The 17,669-nt window shown below is 51.5% G+C and carries 11 protein-coding genes (1 of these 11 cut by a window edge); 10 read left to right on the top strand and 1 reads right to left on the bottom strand.

Going from position 1 to position 17,669, the window contains the following annotated elements:
• Position 1 precedes the first annotated feature (1 nt).
• The 10 genes from AC3RCL_RS29135 to AC3RCL_RS29090 all read left to right on the top strand — a co-directional run bounded on the left by AC3RCL_RS29135 (position 2) and on the right by AC3RCL_RS29090 (position 17,243).
• Positions 2-2,002, top strand: coding sequence for a dynamin family protein (locus AC3RCL_RS29135; RefSeq protein WP_492533400.1), 2,001 nt, complete (start codon positions 2-4; stop codon positions 2,000-2,002).
• Complete coding sequence (locus AC3RCL_RS29130; protein WP_492533398.1) at positions 1,977-3,782, top strand: dynamin family protein; 1,806 nt, start codon at positions 1,977-1,979, stop codon at positions 3,780-3,782. The genes AC3RCL_RS29135 and AC3RCL_RS29130 overlap by 26 nt, the downstream gene beginning before the upstream one ends.
• Positions 3,769-4,731, top strand: coding sequence for an HNH endonuclease (locus AC3RCL_RS29125; RefSeq protein WP_492533396.1), 963 nt, complete (start codon positions 3,769-3,771; stop codon positions 4,729-4,731). Before AC3RCL_RS29130 ends, AC3RCL_RS29125 begins: the two co-directional genes overlap by 14 nt.
• The gene (locus AC3RCL_RS29120; RefSeq protein ID WP_492533394.1) at positions 4,728-5,156 is read left to right on the top strand and encodes an SMI1/KNR4 family protein; all 429 of its coding nucleotides are present in this window, start codon (positions 4,728-4,730) and stop codon (positions 5,154-5,156) included. The genes AC3RCL_RS29125 and AC3RCL_RS29120 overlap by 4 nt, the downstream gene beginning before the upstream one ends.
• A gap of 136 nt (positions 5,157-5,292) precedes the next feature.
• Positions 5,293-6,165 (top strand): phosphatidylinositol-specific phospholipase C/glycerophosphodiester phosphodiesterase family protein, encoded by an 873-nt coding sequence (locus AC3RCL_RS29115; protein ID WP_492533392.1) that lies wholly within the window; start codon positions 5,293-5,295, stop codon positions 6,163-6,165.
• A gap of 428 nt (positions 6,166-6,593) precedes the next feature.
• A complete protein-coding gene (gene pcrB / locus AC3RCL_RS29110; RefSeq protein ID WP_492533390.1) occupies positions 6,594-7,283 on the top strand; it encodes a heptaprenylglyceryl phosphate synthase in 690 nt (229 codons plus the stop codon).
• Positions 7,284-7,597: 314 nt separating this feature from the next.
• Entirely contained in the window at positions 7,598-9,928 is a 2,331-nt protein-coding gene (gene pcrA, locus AC3RCL_RS29105; RefSeq protein ID WP_492533388.1) for a DNA helicase PcrA, read from the top strand.
• 79 nt (positions 9,929-10,007) lie between these two features.
• Complete coding sequence (gene ligA, locus AC3RCL_RS29100) at positions 10,008-12,020, top strand: NAD-dependent DNA ligase LigA (protein ID WP_192570465.1); 2,013 nt, start codon at positions 10,008-10,010, stop codon at positions 12,018-12,020.
• A 364-nt stretch (positions 12,021-12,384) separates the two neighbouring features.
• Positions 12,385-16,863 carry a S8 family serine peptidase gene (locus AC3RCL_RS29095; protein WP_492533386.1) on the top strand — a complete coding sequence of 1,493 codons (4,479 nt, stop codon included), beginning with the start codon at positions 12,385-12,387 and terminating at the stop codon, positions 16,861-16,863.
• 188 nt (positions 16,864-17,051) lie between these two features.
• Positions 17,052-17,243, top strand: a complete 192-nt coding sequence (locus AC3RCL_RS29090; RefSeq protein ID WP_492533384.1) for a hypothetical protein — start codon at positions 17,052-17,054, stop codon at positions 17,241-17,243.
• A 59-nt stretch (positions 17,244-17,302) separates the two neighbouring features.
• On the opposite strand, the gene AC3RCL_RS29085 is transcribed toward AC3RCL_RS29090, so the two are convergent.
• A protein-coding gene (locus tag AC3RCL_RS29085) for an MFS transporter (RefSeq protein ID WP_492533382.1) crosses the window boundary here: on the bottom strand, positions 17,303-17,669 show its 3' portion. Its footprint extends 890 nt past the window's final position; 367 of the gene's 1,257 nt are visible here — the last part of the coding sequence; its start codon lies off the right edge, out of view — the gene reads right to left on this strand; the stop codon is at positions 17,303-17,305.

Here is a 17,669-nt window from a genome sequence, read left to right as displayed (position 1 = left end):
GATGAGGTTATCACTTGACGATCGGGCCCGGATGCTGTTTGAGGTAGTCCAGGAGGAATATTTTGCACGAGCCAAGCCTGCCCTGAAATCCGCAATAGAAGATAATACCCGGCTGCTCGAGCAGACCCTGGGTCAGATGAAGCAAATTCCCCATTATGAGAACAGTGCATTGCTTAAGCCGTTTTGCGAGACGGGGGACACAACAGCAGTTGAAATCCGGCAGCTTGGCGAAGCGATGGAGCAGCCGTTTATGCTGTTTATCATGGGTATGGGGAAGTACGGTAAATCGACGCTGATCAATGCCCTTCTTCGGCAAAAGGTTGCAGAGATGGACTTTCTCCCGAAGACCTGGAAGATCGATGTTTTTGAAAGTAATGAAGTCTCGGATTTGGCACGAATCAAGCGTAAAGACGGAATTGTGCAGCAACTTGGCGTTGAGGAATGCAAGGCCCTGCTGAGGGCGGAGGAAGACAAGCAGGCGGCTTCTTCTAGAGAAGCCAGTGAGGCATTTCGCACGCAAAGTGTGGCTTATCGTACCATTGAAGAGAAGGAAGAATTGAAAAAGCTGATCTATGACAAAATGCTGTATAAATCGGATATTGTCGAAGTGAGATGGCCGGTTCAGGTGAACGCGCTATTGAGGAATTTCCGCCTGGTGGATACGCCTGGATTGGTTCAGAATCTTCTTGGAGAAGTGAAGGTAAGCATTCATGAATATTATCATAAAGCAGACGGTGTCATCTGGATGCTGGATGCTACGACGATCTCGGGGAGACAATCACGCGAGATGCTGGATGAACTGGAGCAGGCTTTAACCAACGTCGGAGGGCGTACGGATAACATGATTGCCGTGCTGAATTCGATGGACAAGGTACGGAAGAATGGCGGGGAAGAAGCGGTGCGGTCAGTCACCGAACAGGCCAACCGTTTATTCGGAGATATTTTTAAGCAGATTGTACCGTTGTCCGCTAAAGAAGCGCTGGAGGGTCTTCTCATCGGCGACCGGGAAATCATTGAGCGCAGCGGGATTATTGAATTGCACCAAGTCATTCATTCCACCTTCTTGCCTGAGGCGCAGAAGATTCAGCTGATGAGCAAGCAGGCAGGTCTGCGAAATGTCTGTTATCAACTTGAAGAGGAAGCACTGGAGTATCAAGCCAGACTGGAGCAGGATTTGGACCAGTTCAATAGAGGCAGCGACACGTTTGAGGAGGACTTTAACAAGCTCGTTCAGAAAATCGAGAAAGGCAACCAGCATTTATTTGAGAAATACATATCGAAGGTAGGCCGTAATATCGAGGCGAAGGCCGAGCTCTTGTTTGATTACAGTGATGCGGCTCAACAGCAGAGCTATTTGGAAACCAGCATATTTCAACTGGGCTGGCTGAAAAGCGAAGTCGGGAAGCTTCACAAGAAGTATGCCGGCATGCTGCAGGATTTCTACGATTATCACGCCCCCAAGGCCGTGTTCAAGGAGTATGAATATCTGTCAGTTGACAAGCTGCCCACGCAGCTGCGCCAGGAGGTTCAATTGCGGGTGGACAGTCAGAGCTTCGACTTTGATGCTTCCGGTCTCAGTTTCTTGTCCGGCGCAGGCATGTTCATGGCCGGGGGACTTGTGCTTGGCCCCTTGGGTCTTGTCTTGGCGGGGATCGCGAGTGTGCTGGGCCTGGCCAAGTGGCTGGCTGTCAAAATGAAGCTGTCCGGTCTGAAGCAGGAGCTGCATCAGACATTGGCTAAGGTTGTTGAGAAGATGGAGGCCGAAATGATAGACAGCCTTGATTCGCAGCTGGAGGACATATCTACCCGCATACAAGAGATCCGTCAAACAACCTTTGCTGAGCTGCATGGGGACAGACAGGATGCGGAGAAGCAGATTGAGCTGCTGGATGAGCTAAGGGACCGAATGTCCTCGCCCGATGGCAATTTACATGTTAAGCAATTGTTAATTGATCTGTTTCAGGAGGGGAAACAAGTTGAACATTCATTCATTACTCGATGAAAGCTCGGTCTTTTTAAGAAAATCACCAATATCGCTGCATAAAGAGTCAGGAAAGGCACTCCCTGTTCAGGCCTTGACCGCTGAGCTTGATGATCTAAACGAGGATGCTGCGGTGATCGCCAGGAAGCTGGTTCAACCGCTGAAGCTTGTTGTCATGGGGGAAGTAAAGGCAGGGAAGTCAACACTGATCAACATTTTGGCAGGTACCACAGTATCCCCTGTAAAAGTAGAAGAGGCTACAGCCTCGATTATCGTCATTGAGCACAGCGACCGGAGCGAAGGGGTTATTTTTTGGGAAGATGGTACTTGCAGGGAAGGTACGCCCACTGAGATTTACAATCTGTTGGAGGAGCATCATGGTGATCTGGACTTCTTCGCTAAATGCCAATATATCCAGTTAAAGTTTGGCTTGCCGAAGCTGCAGCGGCTTCATATTGTGGATACCCCCGGACTTGGGACCATTACAGATCAGAATCAAGAGGTTGCCTTGCGTTATATGCAGGAGGCTGATGTGATCCTGTGGGTCCTCAATGGGAACCATTTGGGACAGTCGGATATGGAGGAGTCGATCGCGATTGCAGCTAGGATGGGCAAGCCCATCCTTGTGGTCGTGAACCGAATAGATGAGGTGGATGGAGATCCCGAGCGTCTGCAACAGTATGTGCTGGACCAGCTGTCCGTGTACACGGATCAGGTATTTACGATGTCCGCTTATGAAGCATTTGAAGCGATGAAGAGCGGGGATGAAGATCGCTTGTCCCGATCGGGTTATCCTGATTTATTGGAGTATCTCGAACGGAAGATTGAGGAAAAGGCGGACAAGGTGCAATTGGACAGCATCTATTCGTCGATTGAGGCTCTCCTTCGTAAAAATCTTTTTTTTCATGAATCCTATGCCAGGTCTCTGCAATTCTTGAAGAATCAGACCCGGGATTATGAACGCGATCTTGACTACCATAATGGACGAATCAAGCAGGAGCTTGAAGACAAGCTGCGTCAATGGGGCGATGTCGATTTTTTGACAAAAGAAAAACAGGAAATTATCCGTATGATCGAGAATTTGAAGATGCTTTCAGGCAAGGATGAGAAGAACGACATTGATCATAAGCTGCGTCGCTACTTCTCACAAGAGAAAATCACGCTCGAGCTGAGCGGAATTACCCGGGAGCTCGGCGAACAGATGCGGGAATCATGGATGCAATCCCTGAAGCAAATTCAGGATAAGCAAACCTTGCAGCTGCAAAGCTTTATACGGGAGGAGCAGATACAGCTGGATGTTTCGCTTCTGGATTCTCTTTCGACAGGCCAGGAAATGGCGGCGGATGGTGCCAAGAAGGGAGCGGCTATTGCCGGAGCATGGGGGACGGCTGCCGCGGCATATACGGCTTGGCTGGGTCCTTACGCATCGGGTATAACGCTAGGTGCTGCTGCCGGTGCGATTCTGCCTCCGTTATTGATCGCAGGTGCGATCACAGGAGCTGTTGCCAAGCTGGTCAGCTTCAGACAACAGAAGAATCGCTTCAAGAATGATCTGGACGCCGCATTCCGGCATGCGAAGCAGGAAATTATGAACCGTGTCATTCCCGGCTTGATCTCGAGCCTGCGTAAACATAATGATGAGTATGCAGAGCAGATGTTCATTAAATATGTTGAACTTACCAGCAACGGGAACGATCCACTGGCAATCGAGAAGCTGGAGCAATCCCTTAACCGGTATATTGAGGAAAATAAGATGTTGCTGAATCAGATCGTGGCAGGTGCTGAACATGGATTTTGCTAAGAAGGCAGGGACGATGACCGGAAAGATTGCCGGAAGACTCATCGGCGGTAGTGTTCGTGTGGTGGGCGAGCTTGCCGGAAGCAACTATGTGAAGGAGATTGGCGATAGTATTGAGACGACGACGGCTAGAACCGGTCATATCGTCGGTAATTTGACCAGCGGCATCGTGGATATAGGAGTCGGTGCGCTGAAGCAGGACAAGGAGTCTATCGACCATGGCCTCCAGGATGCCAAAGGCGCCGTCTCGCAAACCATAAACGGACTCGGGCAAGGGATATCTTCGGTGATCGAGAGCAGTATGGATATCGGGAGCGGAATCATGCACGGAGAAGGGGAGCGGGTTGGGCAGGGGCTCAAGCAGCTGGGAAAGGTTGCAGCTGTAGGCACACTGGCTATCGGGCTGGTGGATCTTGCTGGGGGATTTGACGGAACAGCAGAAGCATCACCCGGCGAACTGGATCCGGGTCTGGCAGTCGAGGATTCGGCTGAATCGGTTGATCGGGGGGGAAGTGTTGAACATCTGGACGCCCAGAGTATTGTCACCATTAATGACAGCCTTGAAGGCGGGCTTCATCCGGTCACGGAAGTTCCCTATGACAGCAAGGTGATCACAACGCCGGAAGGCGGCACGGTAGAAGGAGTCTTTCCGGACTTCGAGGAAGCTTATTATGGAGATTTGCCGGAATCGATGTACTTAGAGACGGATGCCGTACAATTCACCTATATGAATCATGAGCTAAACGCCGCTGTCGTGGAAAATCCTGAGCTGGCTTCGAGCTTTACCGAGGAACAGCTGGCACAGATCAGAGCCGGCGAGACACCGGACGGTTATGTCTGGCATCATACGGAGGAACCCGGTCGCATGGAGCTTGTGGATGAACAGACGCACGCCGCAAGCGCACATACCGGAGGACGATTTATATGGGGAGGAGGGTCTGATAACCGATGAGTGTATTTGCGCATTTGGCCTGGCGTTTTGTGAAGGGCAAGGTCGGGTATGAGGATATCATGCGGTTGGAAGGACTCTTCCAAGTCAAATTTCCCGAACTCTATACAGCTATGGTTCTCGCCTGTCATGGGGGGAGACCCCAGCCGAACCGGTTTGATACGGAGCATGCCAAGGGTTATGTATTTAAAAGTCTGCTGCCAATCACAAACCGTTATGCTTCGAACATGATGGATGTACACGCATGGATCGGCGATCGTTTGCCGGCAGGCTGCATTCCATTTGCCAGCGACCCTTCCGGGAACTATATTTGTTTTGATTTTATGGCTAGTTCCCGGGAGCCCCTGGTGGTATTGTGGAACCATGAAACCGGTAAATGTGAAGGCACTGCAAAGTCAATAGAACAGTTTATGTTACATCTATATTGACCCAAGAATGCTTACTAAGCATATTCGAAAAAAAACGTCATTTGGCAGCCGCCAAGTGGCGTTTTTTGTTTGGCCGACCCTTCAACCGGGTATTTACCTAGCAACAGCGATGAACGAAACAAAGGGTGGGGATACCATGAAACGGATCGCAGCTGTCCTTCTATTATGTTCCGCCATTATGATACTGCTTCTGAATCATCTGGAGTTAGAAGAGGAAGCGCCGCAAGGATTCACGGCCTATCGGCTGATCGCCCATGCCATGGGGAGCATAGGGGAACAGTCCTACACGAACGCCTATGAAGCCATGGTCATTAACTACGAGAAAGGCACCCGGGTATTCGAGATTGATTTGATGCTGACGGAGGACCGCAAAGTCGTGGCCAGACACGAGTGGACAAAGAGCATGACACAGCAGCTGGGTCAGAAGGAGAAACTCCCGGACGATAAGCAGGCAGCGCGCCTGAGTCATGAGGAATTCATTAATACGCCGATTTTGGAGTTATACCAACCGATGGATATTGAGGGGATTATGGATATGATGGAGCGTCATCCCGATATCTACATCGTGACGGATACGAAGGAGCAGGAGGATCAGGATATTTGGCACCTGTTCACGGAGATTGTAAGTGCTGCTAATGAGAGGAACCCGGGACTTCTGGATCGGGTGGTCATTCAAATTTATAATGAGCCGATGCTCGATATGGTCAGGGACATCTATCCGTTTAAGTCGATTATCTATACGCTGTATGCCACGCAGGATTCCCCTGCCGAGATCACGGCCTTCGTACAGGAGAACAACATTGACGCCGTTACCATGCCGGAGTACAAGGTCAGCCCGAATTTCGTAGCCAAGCTGAAGCAAGCGGGTGCCGTGACCTATGTTCACACCATTAACGACACCACGACCGTGAACAATTATGAAAAATGGGGCGTGTACGGCGTTTACTCGGACCTGCTGACAGAGCCGGAGCTGGAGCAGAACAGCCTGAGATATACCATGAAAAAGTGACTGGCATAGAGGGTGCTTTGCATAGCTTTATTCCATGTTGCACTGCCTGTCTATGGCATAGGCTAATTTCATATACAGTGATGCTGAACATCGAAGTCCGTTGTCTCCCAAAGAGACGCGGGCTTTTTCTTGATATCAGAAGATATAAATTCGAAGCATGGACTACTTGATATCACAAAAAACCACCATCTATATGTCCGGGATTGTGCGTCATGCGGTCCGGGATTATACGTCGATAGACGTTTTTCTTAGCGAAGTATCAGCCCCAATCCCTTTCCAGCGGCCCGGTTCGGATATCGACTGAACGGATAAATGACAATTACCAAAAAAATGTTCGTATTTTATGCGAACATAAATTGACTTGCTTACCGTGCTAGCATAGACTTATTTTAGTATAATAGTAACCCGTGAACGTGGAGGAATGACGCTTGAAAGAGATGATACAATCCTGGAGGCATGTGTTTAAGCTGGACCCCGACAAGGAGATCGATGACGAGACCCTTGATGCGGTATGTTTGTCAGGAACCGATGCCATTATGGTCGGAGGCTCAACCGGAGTCACTTATGAAAATACCGTGGATCTGCTGTCCCGAGTTCGGCGTTACGAGCTGCCGTGCGTGCAGGAAGTATCCGATCTGGAAGCCGTTGTACCCGGATTTGATCTATATATGGTCCCGATGGTTTTGAATACGCAGGATCCGACCTGGATTATGGGCCGGCATCGCGAAGGAATCGAACGCTACGGGTACATGATCCCGTGGGATCTGGTTGTGACCGAGGGGTATATCGTGTTGAACGAGAATGCCGCGGTGGCGAAGCTGACTGGAGCTGAGACTTCAATTGAAGCGAGCGCTGCCGCCGCTTATGCCCAGATTGCGGACAAGCTGATGAATCTGCCGATTGTGTATTTGGAATACAGCGGCGTTTATGGGGATATGGAGACCGTCCGTACGGTTCGAAGATCGCTGGATAACGCCCGTTTGTTCTACGGTGGCGGAATTACGAGCGCCCAGCAAGCGTTGGAGGCAGCAGCTATCTCGGATACGATCGTTGTTGGCAACGTTGTGTATGATCATCTGGAGCAGGCGCTAGAAACGGTCAAGGCCGTGAAGGGCTGACTTGTCTCTGTTATAAGATATTAATAAGATTTGCCCAAAAATATAGAGGCGCGTTAAGCCAGTTCAGGCTCTATAATAATGTGTTTTCTCCATCCGCCTTGTGACGGTTAAGTATACATTTATATAATAATTAATTTTATAATCCATTTAACCAAGCTAGCAGAACGCACCGTGTCTTAGACAGACAGTATTCTATATTCATATTCATTCACTTTGAATTTTATCTATCTGCCAGACCCTATCCCATTTTTCCGCTTTTCATCGTTAACTAAGTTTCTCCCTTATCAAATCTACACTTATTAGGAGGCAATACTATGCATTCCATTGACATACACGACGCCGTCAGACGGCTGAATCCACAGCAGCGCCAGGCCGTTGAAGCAACCGACGGACCGCTGCTCATTATGGCGGGTGCCGGCTCCGGCAAGACGCGGGTGCTGACGCATCGGATCGCGTACCTGATCGCCACGCGCAAAGCTGCACCATGGAGCATCCTGGCGATTACGTTTACGAATAAAGCAGCCCGCGAGATGCAGGAGCGGGTATCCAAGCTGGTCGGCCGGGAAGGCCAGGACATCTGGGTATCGACGTTCCACTCGATGTGCGTGCGGATTTTGCGTAAAGACATTGAACGGATCGGCTTCACCTCGAATTTCAGTATTCTAGACTCGACGGATCAGTTGTCCGTTATCCGAAACGTGATGAAGCAGCACAACATCGATCCGAAGAAATTCGAGCCGAAGGCAATTCAAGCAGCTATGAGCGCCGCTAAAAATGAACTGATTTCTCCGCAGCAGTATGAACAGAAAGCCGGAGATTATTTTGAATCCCTTGTTGCCAAGGTATATACGGAATACCAGAAGCGCTTGAAGAGCAACAACTCGCTCGATTTTGACGATCTGATCATGACCACGATCCAGCTGTTTAAGGAAGTGCCGGAGGTTCTCGACTTCTACCAGCGCAAGTTCCAGTACATTCACGTGGATGAGTATCAGGATACCAACCGGGCGCAGTACATGCTCTGCCGCATGTTGGCGGACAGCCATCACCGCATCTGCGTTGTCGGGGACAGCGACCAGTCGATCTATCGCTGGCGCGGCGCGGATATCACGAACATCCTGAATTTTGAGCAGGATTACCCGGAGGCGCGCACGATTCTGCTGGAGCAGAATTACCGTTCGACAGCGAACATTTTGAACGCTGCCAACAATGTTATTGGCCTGAACACGGGCCGCAAGCCGAAGAATCTGTGGACCGAGCAAGGCGAAGGACCGAAGATCAAAGTGTTCCGTGGGGATACGGAGCATGATGAAGGGTATTTTGTCACCTCGGAAATAAGCAAGAACATCAAGGACGGCAAGAGCTATCAGGACCACGCGATTCTGTATCGGACCAACGCGCAGTCCCGGGTGATCGAGGAAATTCTGATCAAGTCGGATATTCCGTACCAGATCGTCGGCGGCATCAAGTTCTATGATCGCAAAGAGATCAAGGACATGCTTGCTTATCTGCGCCTGATTTCCAACCCGGACGACGATATCAGCTTGACGCGGATCATTAACGTGCCCAAAAGAAGCATTGGCGACACAACCGTCGCGAAGCTGGCTGCAGCTGCCGGAGAGCGGGGCATCTCGATCTTCCGCGTGCTGGAAATCGTGGACGACCTCGGTTTTGCCGGACGGACGCGCAATGCGCTGGTTGGCTTCTACGACATGATTGCCGCGCTCAGCCGGATGGTCGAGTTTCTGTCGGTGACAGAGCTTACGGAAAAAATTCTCGAGATGTCCGAGTACCGCCTCGAGCTCCAGAACGAGAATACGATCGAATCCAGATCACGCCTCGAAAATATCGACGAGTTCCTGTCGGTTACGCAAGAGTTCGAGAAGAACAACGAGGATAAGTCGCTCGTCTCCTTCCTCACGGATCTTGCGCTGATCGCGGACATCGATTCGATGAACGATGACGAGGAAGATCGCGACGATGCTGTCGTGCTCATGACCATGCACAGCGCCAAAGGCCTGGAGTTCCCGGTGGTATTCATCATCGGCATGGAGGAAGGGGTATTCCCGCACAGCCGTGCCTTTATGGATAACGAGGAGCTGGAAGAAGAACGACGACTTGCTTATGTAGGCATCACGCGCGCCGAGAAGCAGTTGTTCTTATCCTGTGCGCGCATGCGTACCTTATTTGGCCGCACGACGGCGAACATGCCATCGCGATTCCTGGAGGAAATCCCGGAAGAGCTGAAGGAAGACACCCAGATGGCGCATGACCGCTACCGCCGAGGCGGCGGAAGCAATGTGGGCGGATCCTATGCGGGACGCGGCTTCGGCGGCGGTGGAGGCAGCAACTTTGGCGGAAGCCGCAGCGTAGACCTCTCCCTCAGCGGATCGACGGCTTCCGCGCAAGCCGCGCCGAAGAGCCGGGTGACGATGACAACCGGTGGGTCATCCCGTCCAGCGACTGCCTCGGGCAGCGGCGATTTTAAGGCCGGCGACAAAGTCGCCCATGGCAAATGGGGGACGGGTACGATCGTAGCGGTGAAGGGCAGCGGCAACGACATGGAATTGCAGATTGCATTCCCGGCGCCTGTGGGCGTTAAACGTCTGCTTGCCGGCTTTGCGCCGATTACGAAGGTGGAATAAGGGATAGAACTAGGTAAATATGATCTAAAGCAACGTAACCCATGATGGCCTTATTATATTGAAGGAGGATTGCCCCTGCATGGATTTCAAGGAAAAGATGGAGAAGCTCATTGCGGAGCTGAACAATTACAATTACCATTACTACACGCTGGATCAGCCGCTTGTAAGCGACAAGGAGTATGACGCCCTGTACGACCAGCTGGTAGCGTTGGAGGCAGAGACCGGAGTGACGCTCCCGGATTCTCCGACCCAGCGGGTGGGCGGGGAGATTCTGAAAGGTTTTGCCCCACACCGCCATTTGGCTCCGTTATGGAGTCTCGATAAAGCCCAGAACATCGAGCAGCTCCGTACCTGGCATGATCGCGTGGTCAGGCTGGTCAATGACTATAATACGAAGAATCCCGGCAATCCTCTGCCGAAGCCTTGTTATGCATTGGAGCTGAAGTTTGACGGGCTGACGCTGAATCTGACCTATCAGGACGGCAAGCTGGTTCAAGCATCGACTCGGGGGAACGGAACGGTAGGCGAAGGCATTTTGGCTCAGGTAAAGACCATCAAGTCGGTGCCAATGACGATCCCGTACGCGGAAGGCACGATCGAAGTGCAGGGCGAGGGCATCATGAACCTGTCCGTGCTGGAACAATACAATCAAACCGCGGCCGAGCCGCTCAAGAACGCGCGCAATGCTGCCGCAGGAGCGCTTCGCAATCTGAATCCGAAGGTGACGGCCGAGCGTAAGCTGAACGCGTACTTCTACAATGTCGGCTACTCGGATGGAATCACCTTTGCCGACCACAAGGAAATGATGGATTTCCTGCGCGAGAATCGGCTCAAGGTCAACCCGTACATCTTCTATTTCGAGCAGTTTGATGATGTGATGGAGCAGCTGGCCGATATCGAAAAACGCCGCTCCGAGCTCGATTACCTCATTGACGGGGCGGTTGTGAAGGTGACCGATTTCCGCATCCGCGATGTGCTCGGATATACCGACAAGTTCCCGCGCTGGGCGGTCGCTTACAAATTCGAAGCGGAAGAAACCACGACCGTGCTGCAATCGGTTACCTGGAATGTGGGACGGACCGGAAAAATCACGCCACTAGCCCGTGTAGAGCCCGTTGAGCTTGCCGGAGTTACGGTGCAAAATTGTACGCTGAATAATATCGGGGATATTGAGCGCAAGAATCTCAAGTTCGCGCTCGGCTCGCGGGTCTTCATTCGCCGTTCGAATGACGTTATTCCCGAGATCCTCGGCAAAGTAACGGAGGAGCAGGATGGCGAAGAGATCCTGTATCCGGAACAGTGTCCATCCTGCGGATTTCCGCTGGAACAGCGCGGCGCCCACCTCTTCTGCAACAACAAGACGGGATGCAAGCCGCAAATCGTAGCCCGGATCACGCATTTTGCCTCCAGGGACGCCATGGACATTGAGACGTTCAGCGATAAAACCGCGATCCAGTTATATGATGAACTGGGTGTAAGAGAACCGGCTGATCTTTATACGCTGTCGTTTGACAGTTTGCTGAAGCTGGAGCGCTTCGGCGAGAAAAAAGCCCAGAATCTGCTGGATGCCATCGAGAAGAGCAAGGAGCGGGATCTTGCATCCTTCCTCTTTGCGCTGGGTATACCGAATACCGGCAAATCCACTACCAAAATGCTGGCAGATCACTACCGTGATCTGAATCGCGTGATGGCGGCGACCGCGGAAGAATTGGTGGAGCTGCCGGACGTGGGCGGCATCGTGGCCGAAAGCATCGCGGGATACTTCGCGGACCCGTTTGCCCAAGCGAGCATCCAGAAGATGCTCTCGCTGGGCGTCCAAGCGAAAGCGCCGGAAGCGCCGAAGCCGGTCAGCACGGATTCCTACTTCAGCGGCAAAACGGTTGTGCTGACAGGCACCCTCCATCTGCTGACCCGCGAAGAGGCAACCGAACGCTTGGAAGCGCTCGGCGCCAAAGTCACCGGCAGCGTGTCCAAGAAAACCGACCTCCTCATTGCAGGCGAAAAAGCCGGCAGCAAGCTGGCCAAAGCCCAGCAGCTCGGCATCGACATCCTGGAGGACGAAGAAGAGTTCGTGCGGTTGCTGAACGAATAACAGCATACCCTGGATATATTTTGCAATATCAGTTGCAACTCCCTAAGAACCGAGGCTATCGATAGCCTCGGTTTTTTCTTTTTCCCGAATTCCTTTCTCCTCCCTTACTTGCGATGTAAGCCATATTTTCCTTGAAACTATGACGTTTTCGATCATTCGTCAAAAGCTCCTAAACTTTCGACTCAATTTAACAAAAACATACAGAAAAGGATGAAGGAATCTAATTTTGGATTCTAGAATAATTTACCACGGGTCAGTCTTATGCGGAAAGGAGTGGATACCATCGTAAGGCAGCGCAGATATGCTGATGACATCCCGGACCCTAATTTGAATGGGAATTCTATCTTATGGGAGGGGTAAAGCCTTGAGTAAAAAGTTATGGTCTGCACTACTAAGTTTTGTATTAACGCTATCATTGGTTGCGCCAGCGGCCGGGGCGGCTCCATCCGAACGGCAGATCGAGCTGGACAATCCGCTCAGTGCCGAAGAAGCTAGGCAGATAAAGGATATGCTGAAACAGCGAGCGAAGCTTGCGGAGTTTCCTGCGCTTGATCAAAGCCTGCAAAGATCGGCCGGGGGTCCTACAAGGGTTATCGTAGAATTGTCTACCGAACCAGTGGCTCTGGCCAAAGGGCTTTCCTCTATTCAGGGTCAATCTTTTAGTTCTTCCGCGGAGGCGAAGGTCGAGGCACAGGTACAATTGGAGCAGCAGACTTTTATACGCAGCCTGAACACGAAGAACATCACGCATGAAATCTCCGATCAATATAGCTACGCATTCAACGGGGTGTCTATGGAGATCGATGGCAGCAAGGTTGAAGCGCTGCTGGATATCCCTGGCGTTCTAGGCGTTTATCCCGATCTGGAGGTAACGGTTGGACCGAAGGGCGAAGTAAATCCATACATGAAAGACACGGGGCCGTTCATCGGTGCTCCGGATGTCTGGGATCTCGGATATACGGGCAAAGGCATTAAAGTCGGCGTTATTGATACAGGTATCGATTACGCACACCCGGTTTTGAAGGATGCTTATAAGGGCGGATACGACTTCGTTGACAATGATAATGATCCTTATGAGACAACTCCGCTCGATTGGGAGAATGATCCTTCCAATCCCCCGCAGGTCGATGACAGGGGAAGCACGTACTGGACCGATCATGGAACGCACGTAGCGGGTACCATCGGAGCCCGCGATGCCGGCGAATATGGAGTCGTGGGCATTGCACCCGAAGCGGATATCTATGCTTACCGGGTTCTTGGCCCGTACGGCAGCGGCTATTCCAGCTGGGTGCTGGGAGGTATTGACCGTTCCGTTCAGGACGGAATGGATGTAATCAACCTCTCCCTGGGCAATTCCCGGAATGATCCGGACTATGTAACGTCCGTAGCACTTAACAATGCTGCACTGGCTGGTGTCACGCCAGTCGTTGCAAGCGGCAATACAGGGCCAAACCGCTGGACGGTTGGATCGCCGGGGGCGGCGGCTTTTCCGATTACGGTAGGAAACTCAACAGGGCCAAGCGACGAAATGGCGGCAACATCGCACTTTTTCACGGACGCGGAATTGCCGGGTGAGCCCATTGAAAACAATGAAGGCACGGTTGAGCTTGGAGAAGGATCAGCACCATCTGTCACGCCTGACGAGCAGGCAGAAGCACAGATTGATGAAGCTGCCCAGGCATCATCGACCGATGACACGGCGACTTCCGTTAATCCGGAGCAGGATTCAAACTTAGTTCAATCGGGTGACGGCGCAGCAGAGGAGCCAGCCACTGATGAAGTGCCTGTTGAATCTGCCGACGATGAAGTAGCCCCTCAGGCTGACGATGCCGCTCCGGTTACGGTAGTAGATGCTACGTATAAGCTTGAATTAATGGCGTGGAATCTCGCCGAGGACCCAGAAGTCGTCCTGGATAGAGATTTCGGACTGATTTATGCGGATCTGGGCAAACCAGAGGATTTCGCTGACAAAGACGTAGCGGGCAAAATCGCATTGATTAAACGCGGCGAACTCGCCTTCGTTGAAAAAATTGCGAATGCTAAGGCAGCAGGCGCGACGGGTGCCATCGTATTCAACCAGAACCCTGGCCCGATCGGCGTCTTGCTCGGAGACAGCTTTGCCTTCATTCCAACCTTTAGTATGAGTAAAGAAGACGGCGATTATATCAAATCGCTGCTCGATGCCAACCCGGATCTGAAAGTGAATTTCACCGATTTTATTAAAAACCGAACGGCAGGCGATGAGATTAATGATTCCAGCTCGAGAGGCCCGGCCAAGAAGACGCTGGATATCAAGCCTGACGTGGTAGCGCCGGGAACGAGCATTTTGTCATCCGTTCCGGCATACGGTAAGGACATTGCAGGTGCGGATTACAGTCAGTCCTATGACCGCTTAACAGGCACAAGTATGGCGTCCCCGCATGTGGCAGGGCTTGCGGCTATCATCCTGGAGAAGCACAACGACTGGACCCCGTTCGATGTCAAAGTCGCCTTGATGAATAACGCCAAAGTGCTGAATACCGAATCCTACGATGTGACGGATCAAGGGGCCGGACGCGTACAGGCGCTCCAGACCATCCAGGCAGAGGCGCTGGTCAAGGTCTTGGACAAGACTTCGTATCAAGAGAACGGAACTTCCAACCAAAAGGAAAACATCACTGGAAGCATAAATTTCGGCAACTTTACCGGCAAGTCTGCCAAGACCGTTCAGAAAAAAATAAAGGTAGAGAGCATTGGAAACGCGGGCGGCACGTTTAATGTGCAAATCAATAACACGCAGGTCACGCCGGGAGTAAGTGTTACAACCGATAAAAGCACCTTCACCCTCAACGGTCAAGAGGAGATTATCGTAACGCTTCAAGTGCCGGAAGGGATAGACGGGATATCGGAACAGCAAGGCTACATCACGTTTTCGAATGGAACTCATACCTATTCTGTTCCTTACGTAGCGTACTTTAATCTTGAAATCACGGGCGTGAAATATACAAAAGCCTATAGTGACACCGAAACCTACTTGCCGCATGTTCCGTTAACCGAGACCGGTGAGCTCGGCAAGCTCAACCTGGCTTTCGAATTCTACAATCCGATGCAGATCGTCATCGTGGACTTGTATGATAGCCTTAATCCGGAAGCAGGCGTTGACGGTGACGGGATTATCGGTCAAATATTCGGGGGAGAAGCCTATTTTGATGCCAACACCTCGTTTACGATCGGTTGGAACGGGAAGTATGCCGACTATGAAACCGAGGAAGAGGTAGAGGTTCGGGATGGATTATATTCGATCGAGCTTCTTTCCTTGGATACGAATTTCGTGGTTCACTCGGATTATGCCACGATTCCTTTCTTTGTGAAGCGATCAGCACCTTCGATTCAAACGAATACAGATGTCAAAATCTCCGGCAAGAACAATCCTGCACTAAGCGGTACGATCGAAGATCTCTACGTAACGGCTGTTCCGGCTTTGTGGGATGAATGGGCCATTGATTTTGACGTCAGCGAATGGTTGGATGCCACTTATGTGATTAAAAGAGCCAATAAAACGGTGGCGAAGGAAGGCAGCTTTGATGTGGAGCAAGATGGTGCATTTAACATTGCCTTAGACGGATTGTCTTCAGGCAACTATACCGTTGAGCTTTCCGTCAAAGACCGTCAAGGACTCCAAGGAACGGCTTCCGTATCCTTGCAGCTGACAGGCGCGCCTGGACCAGGGAACCCGGATCCAGGTAACCCAGGTGGCGGATCCGGCGGAGGAGGCGGTGGCGGCTCGTCCTCCGGCGGCGGTTCCACGGGAACACCGTCCACTCCGGCTCCTGAAGTATCAGGGGATGCCAAAGTAACGACGAAGAAAAATGCGGATGGCACCGAGTCCGCAACGGCAGCTCTGTCTGAAGCAGTGGTTACGGCAGGAATTACTAGTGACAGTAAGGAAGTGAAGCTGGACGTATCGAAGCTGGATTTCAGCAAATACAGCGACGTAGCTCTTACCCTCGGCAAGACGACTGTCGATAAACTGAAAGCATCCGGCAAACCGCTTGTTATTACGGGTAACGGATTTACTCTGACGGTGCCTGCCGATGCATTGGATGATTTCACGACGAACAGCGGATTCAGTTTGACGGTTTCCGTAGCTGCAAGCAAAGCGGGATCCGGGAACACCTTGAACGCTGTATCCTCGATCGTTTCGGTCAAACACGGGGACAAATTCAAACATCCGCTTTTACTGACATTGAACTACGACCCGGCCAAAGTGAAGGATGCCCGCAAGGTGGGGGCCTACGTTCAGTCGGAAAAAGGCGACCTGCAATCCGCAGGATTGCTGCAATCGGCTGCACGCGGATCGATCACGTTCCGTATCAACGGACCGGGTTCTTATGTGGCCGCCGAGAATAACGTGACCTTTAACGACATCGTCAGCCACTGGGCTAAGGATGAGATTGAGGTTGCTGCCTCGCAGCATATCACGAACGGTACCGGTGCAGGACGGTTCTCGCCGAACAATGCGGTAACCCGTGCCGAATTTGCGACGCTCCTTGATCGTATTTTCGAGACAGGCATCGATTGGGAAACACGCAGCAAAGAAGCGGGGGCGAAGCATCCGCTGACCCGCGAGGACATGGTAGTCATGATTGCGGAAGCGTTGAAGATGGATTCCAAAACGGCATCCTTGTCATTTAGCGACACGAATCTGATTTCGGAGGATGCACGAGCGGCCGTAGCTTTTGCCGTAAACGAAGGTCTGGTGAAGGGAGTGAGCGGGAACCGCTTCGCACCGGGCGAGACTTCCACTCGGGCACAGGTATCCGTCATTGTGTACCGTTTGCTGGATTATCTGAACAAAATTTAATGAAGGCTAAGCTGCTTCAATACAATTCTGATTGAGCTAAAGAGGAGCTGCTCCATGTCATCGACGTGACGGGGCGCATCTCCTCTTTTTAATGCGCTCGCTGCTTGTTACATTCAACAAATAGGTTGATTCGACATTCTGGGGTGTTAATATTTTGGTAACGACTGAATTCGATGAAGGGGGAGGACATGAGATATAGAACAGTGTTCTATGCAGCCATTGCCATCGTGCTATTTTTCGTTATGGTTCCTGTACTGGGGAATCTGGTTGAGGGATCAGATGCCGGAGCTATTCAGTTGGGCTTCGAGTGGGTGACTAAATACGTGCTCCCATGGATATTCCTATACTGGTTCATAAAACTCGTCAAAAAAATGAAATAAAAAGACACTCACCAACGCACCATTGTGCAGCCCGATGAGTGTCTTTTTCCATAGTACGACTATTCCCTTGACCACTGATCCAGCTTGTCATCACCCGGAAGAAGCAGGGCAAGCAGACCTAGCAGCGGCAAGAAGCCGATGGCGATCATCACATTGCCGATTCCCCAAGCATCCCCGAGATTACCGAGCACAAGCGAACCGACCCCGCCCATGCCAAAAGCAAACCCGGTGATCAGCCCGGATACCGTACCGATATTCCCCGGATGCAGCATTTGAGCATACACAACGGTGACCGAGAAACTGGACAATAGAACAAACCCGCCGATCAGCAGCAATACAGCCGCCCAGAATGGGGAGGCGAACGGTAGAATTAACGCAATGGGCGCCGTACCGATCATGGAGAGCATGATCATATTGCGACGGCCA

Source organism: Paenibacillus sp. MT86 (assembly GCF_058792535.1).
The sequence above is the reverse complement of the archived record's forward strand: the minus strand, read 5'-3'. Positions and strand labels throughout refer to the sequence as shown.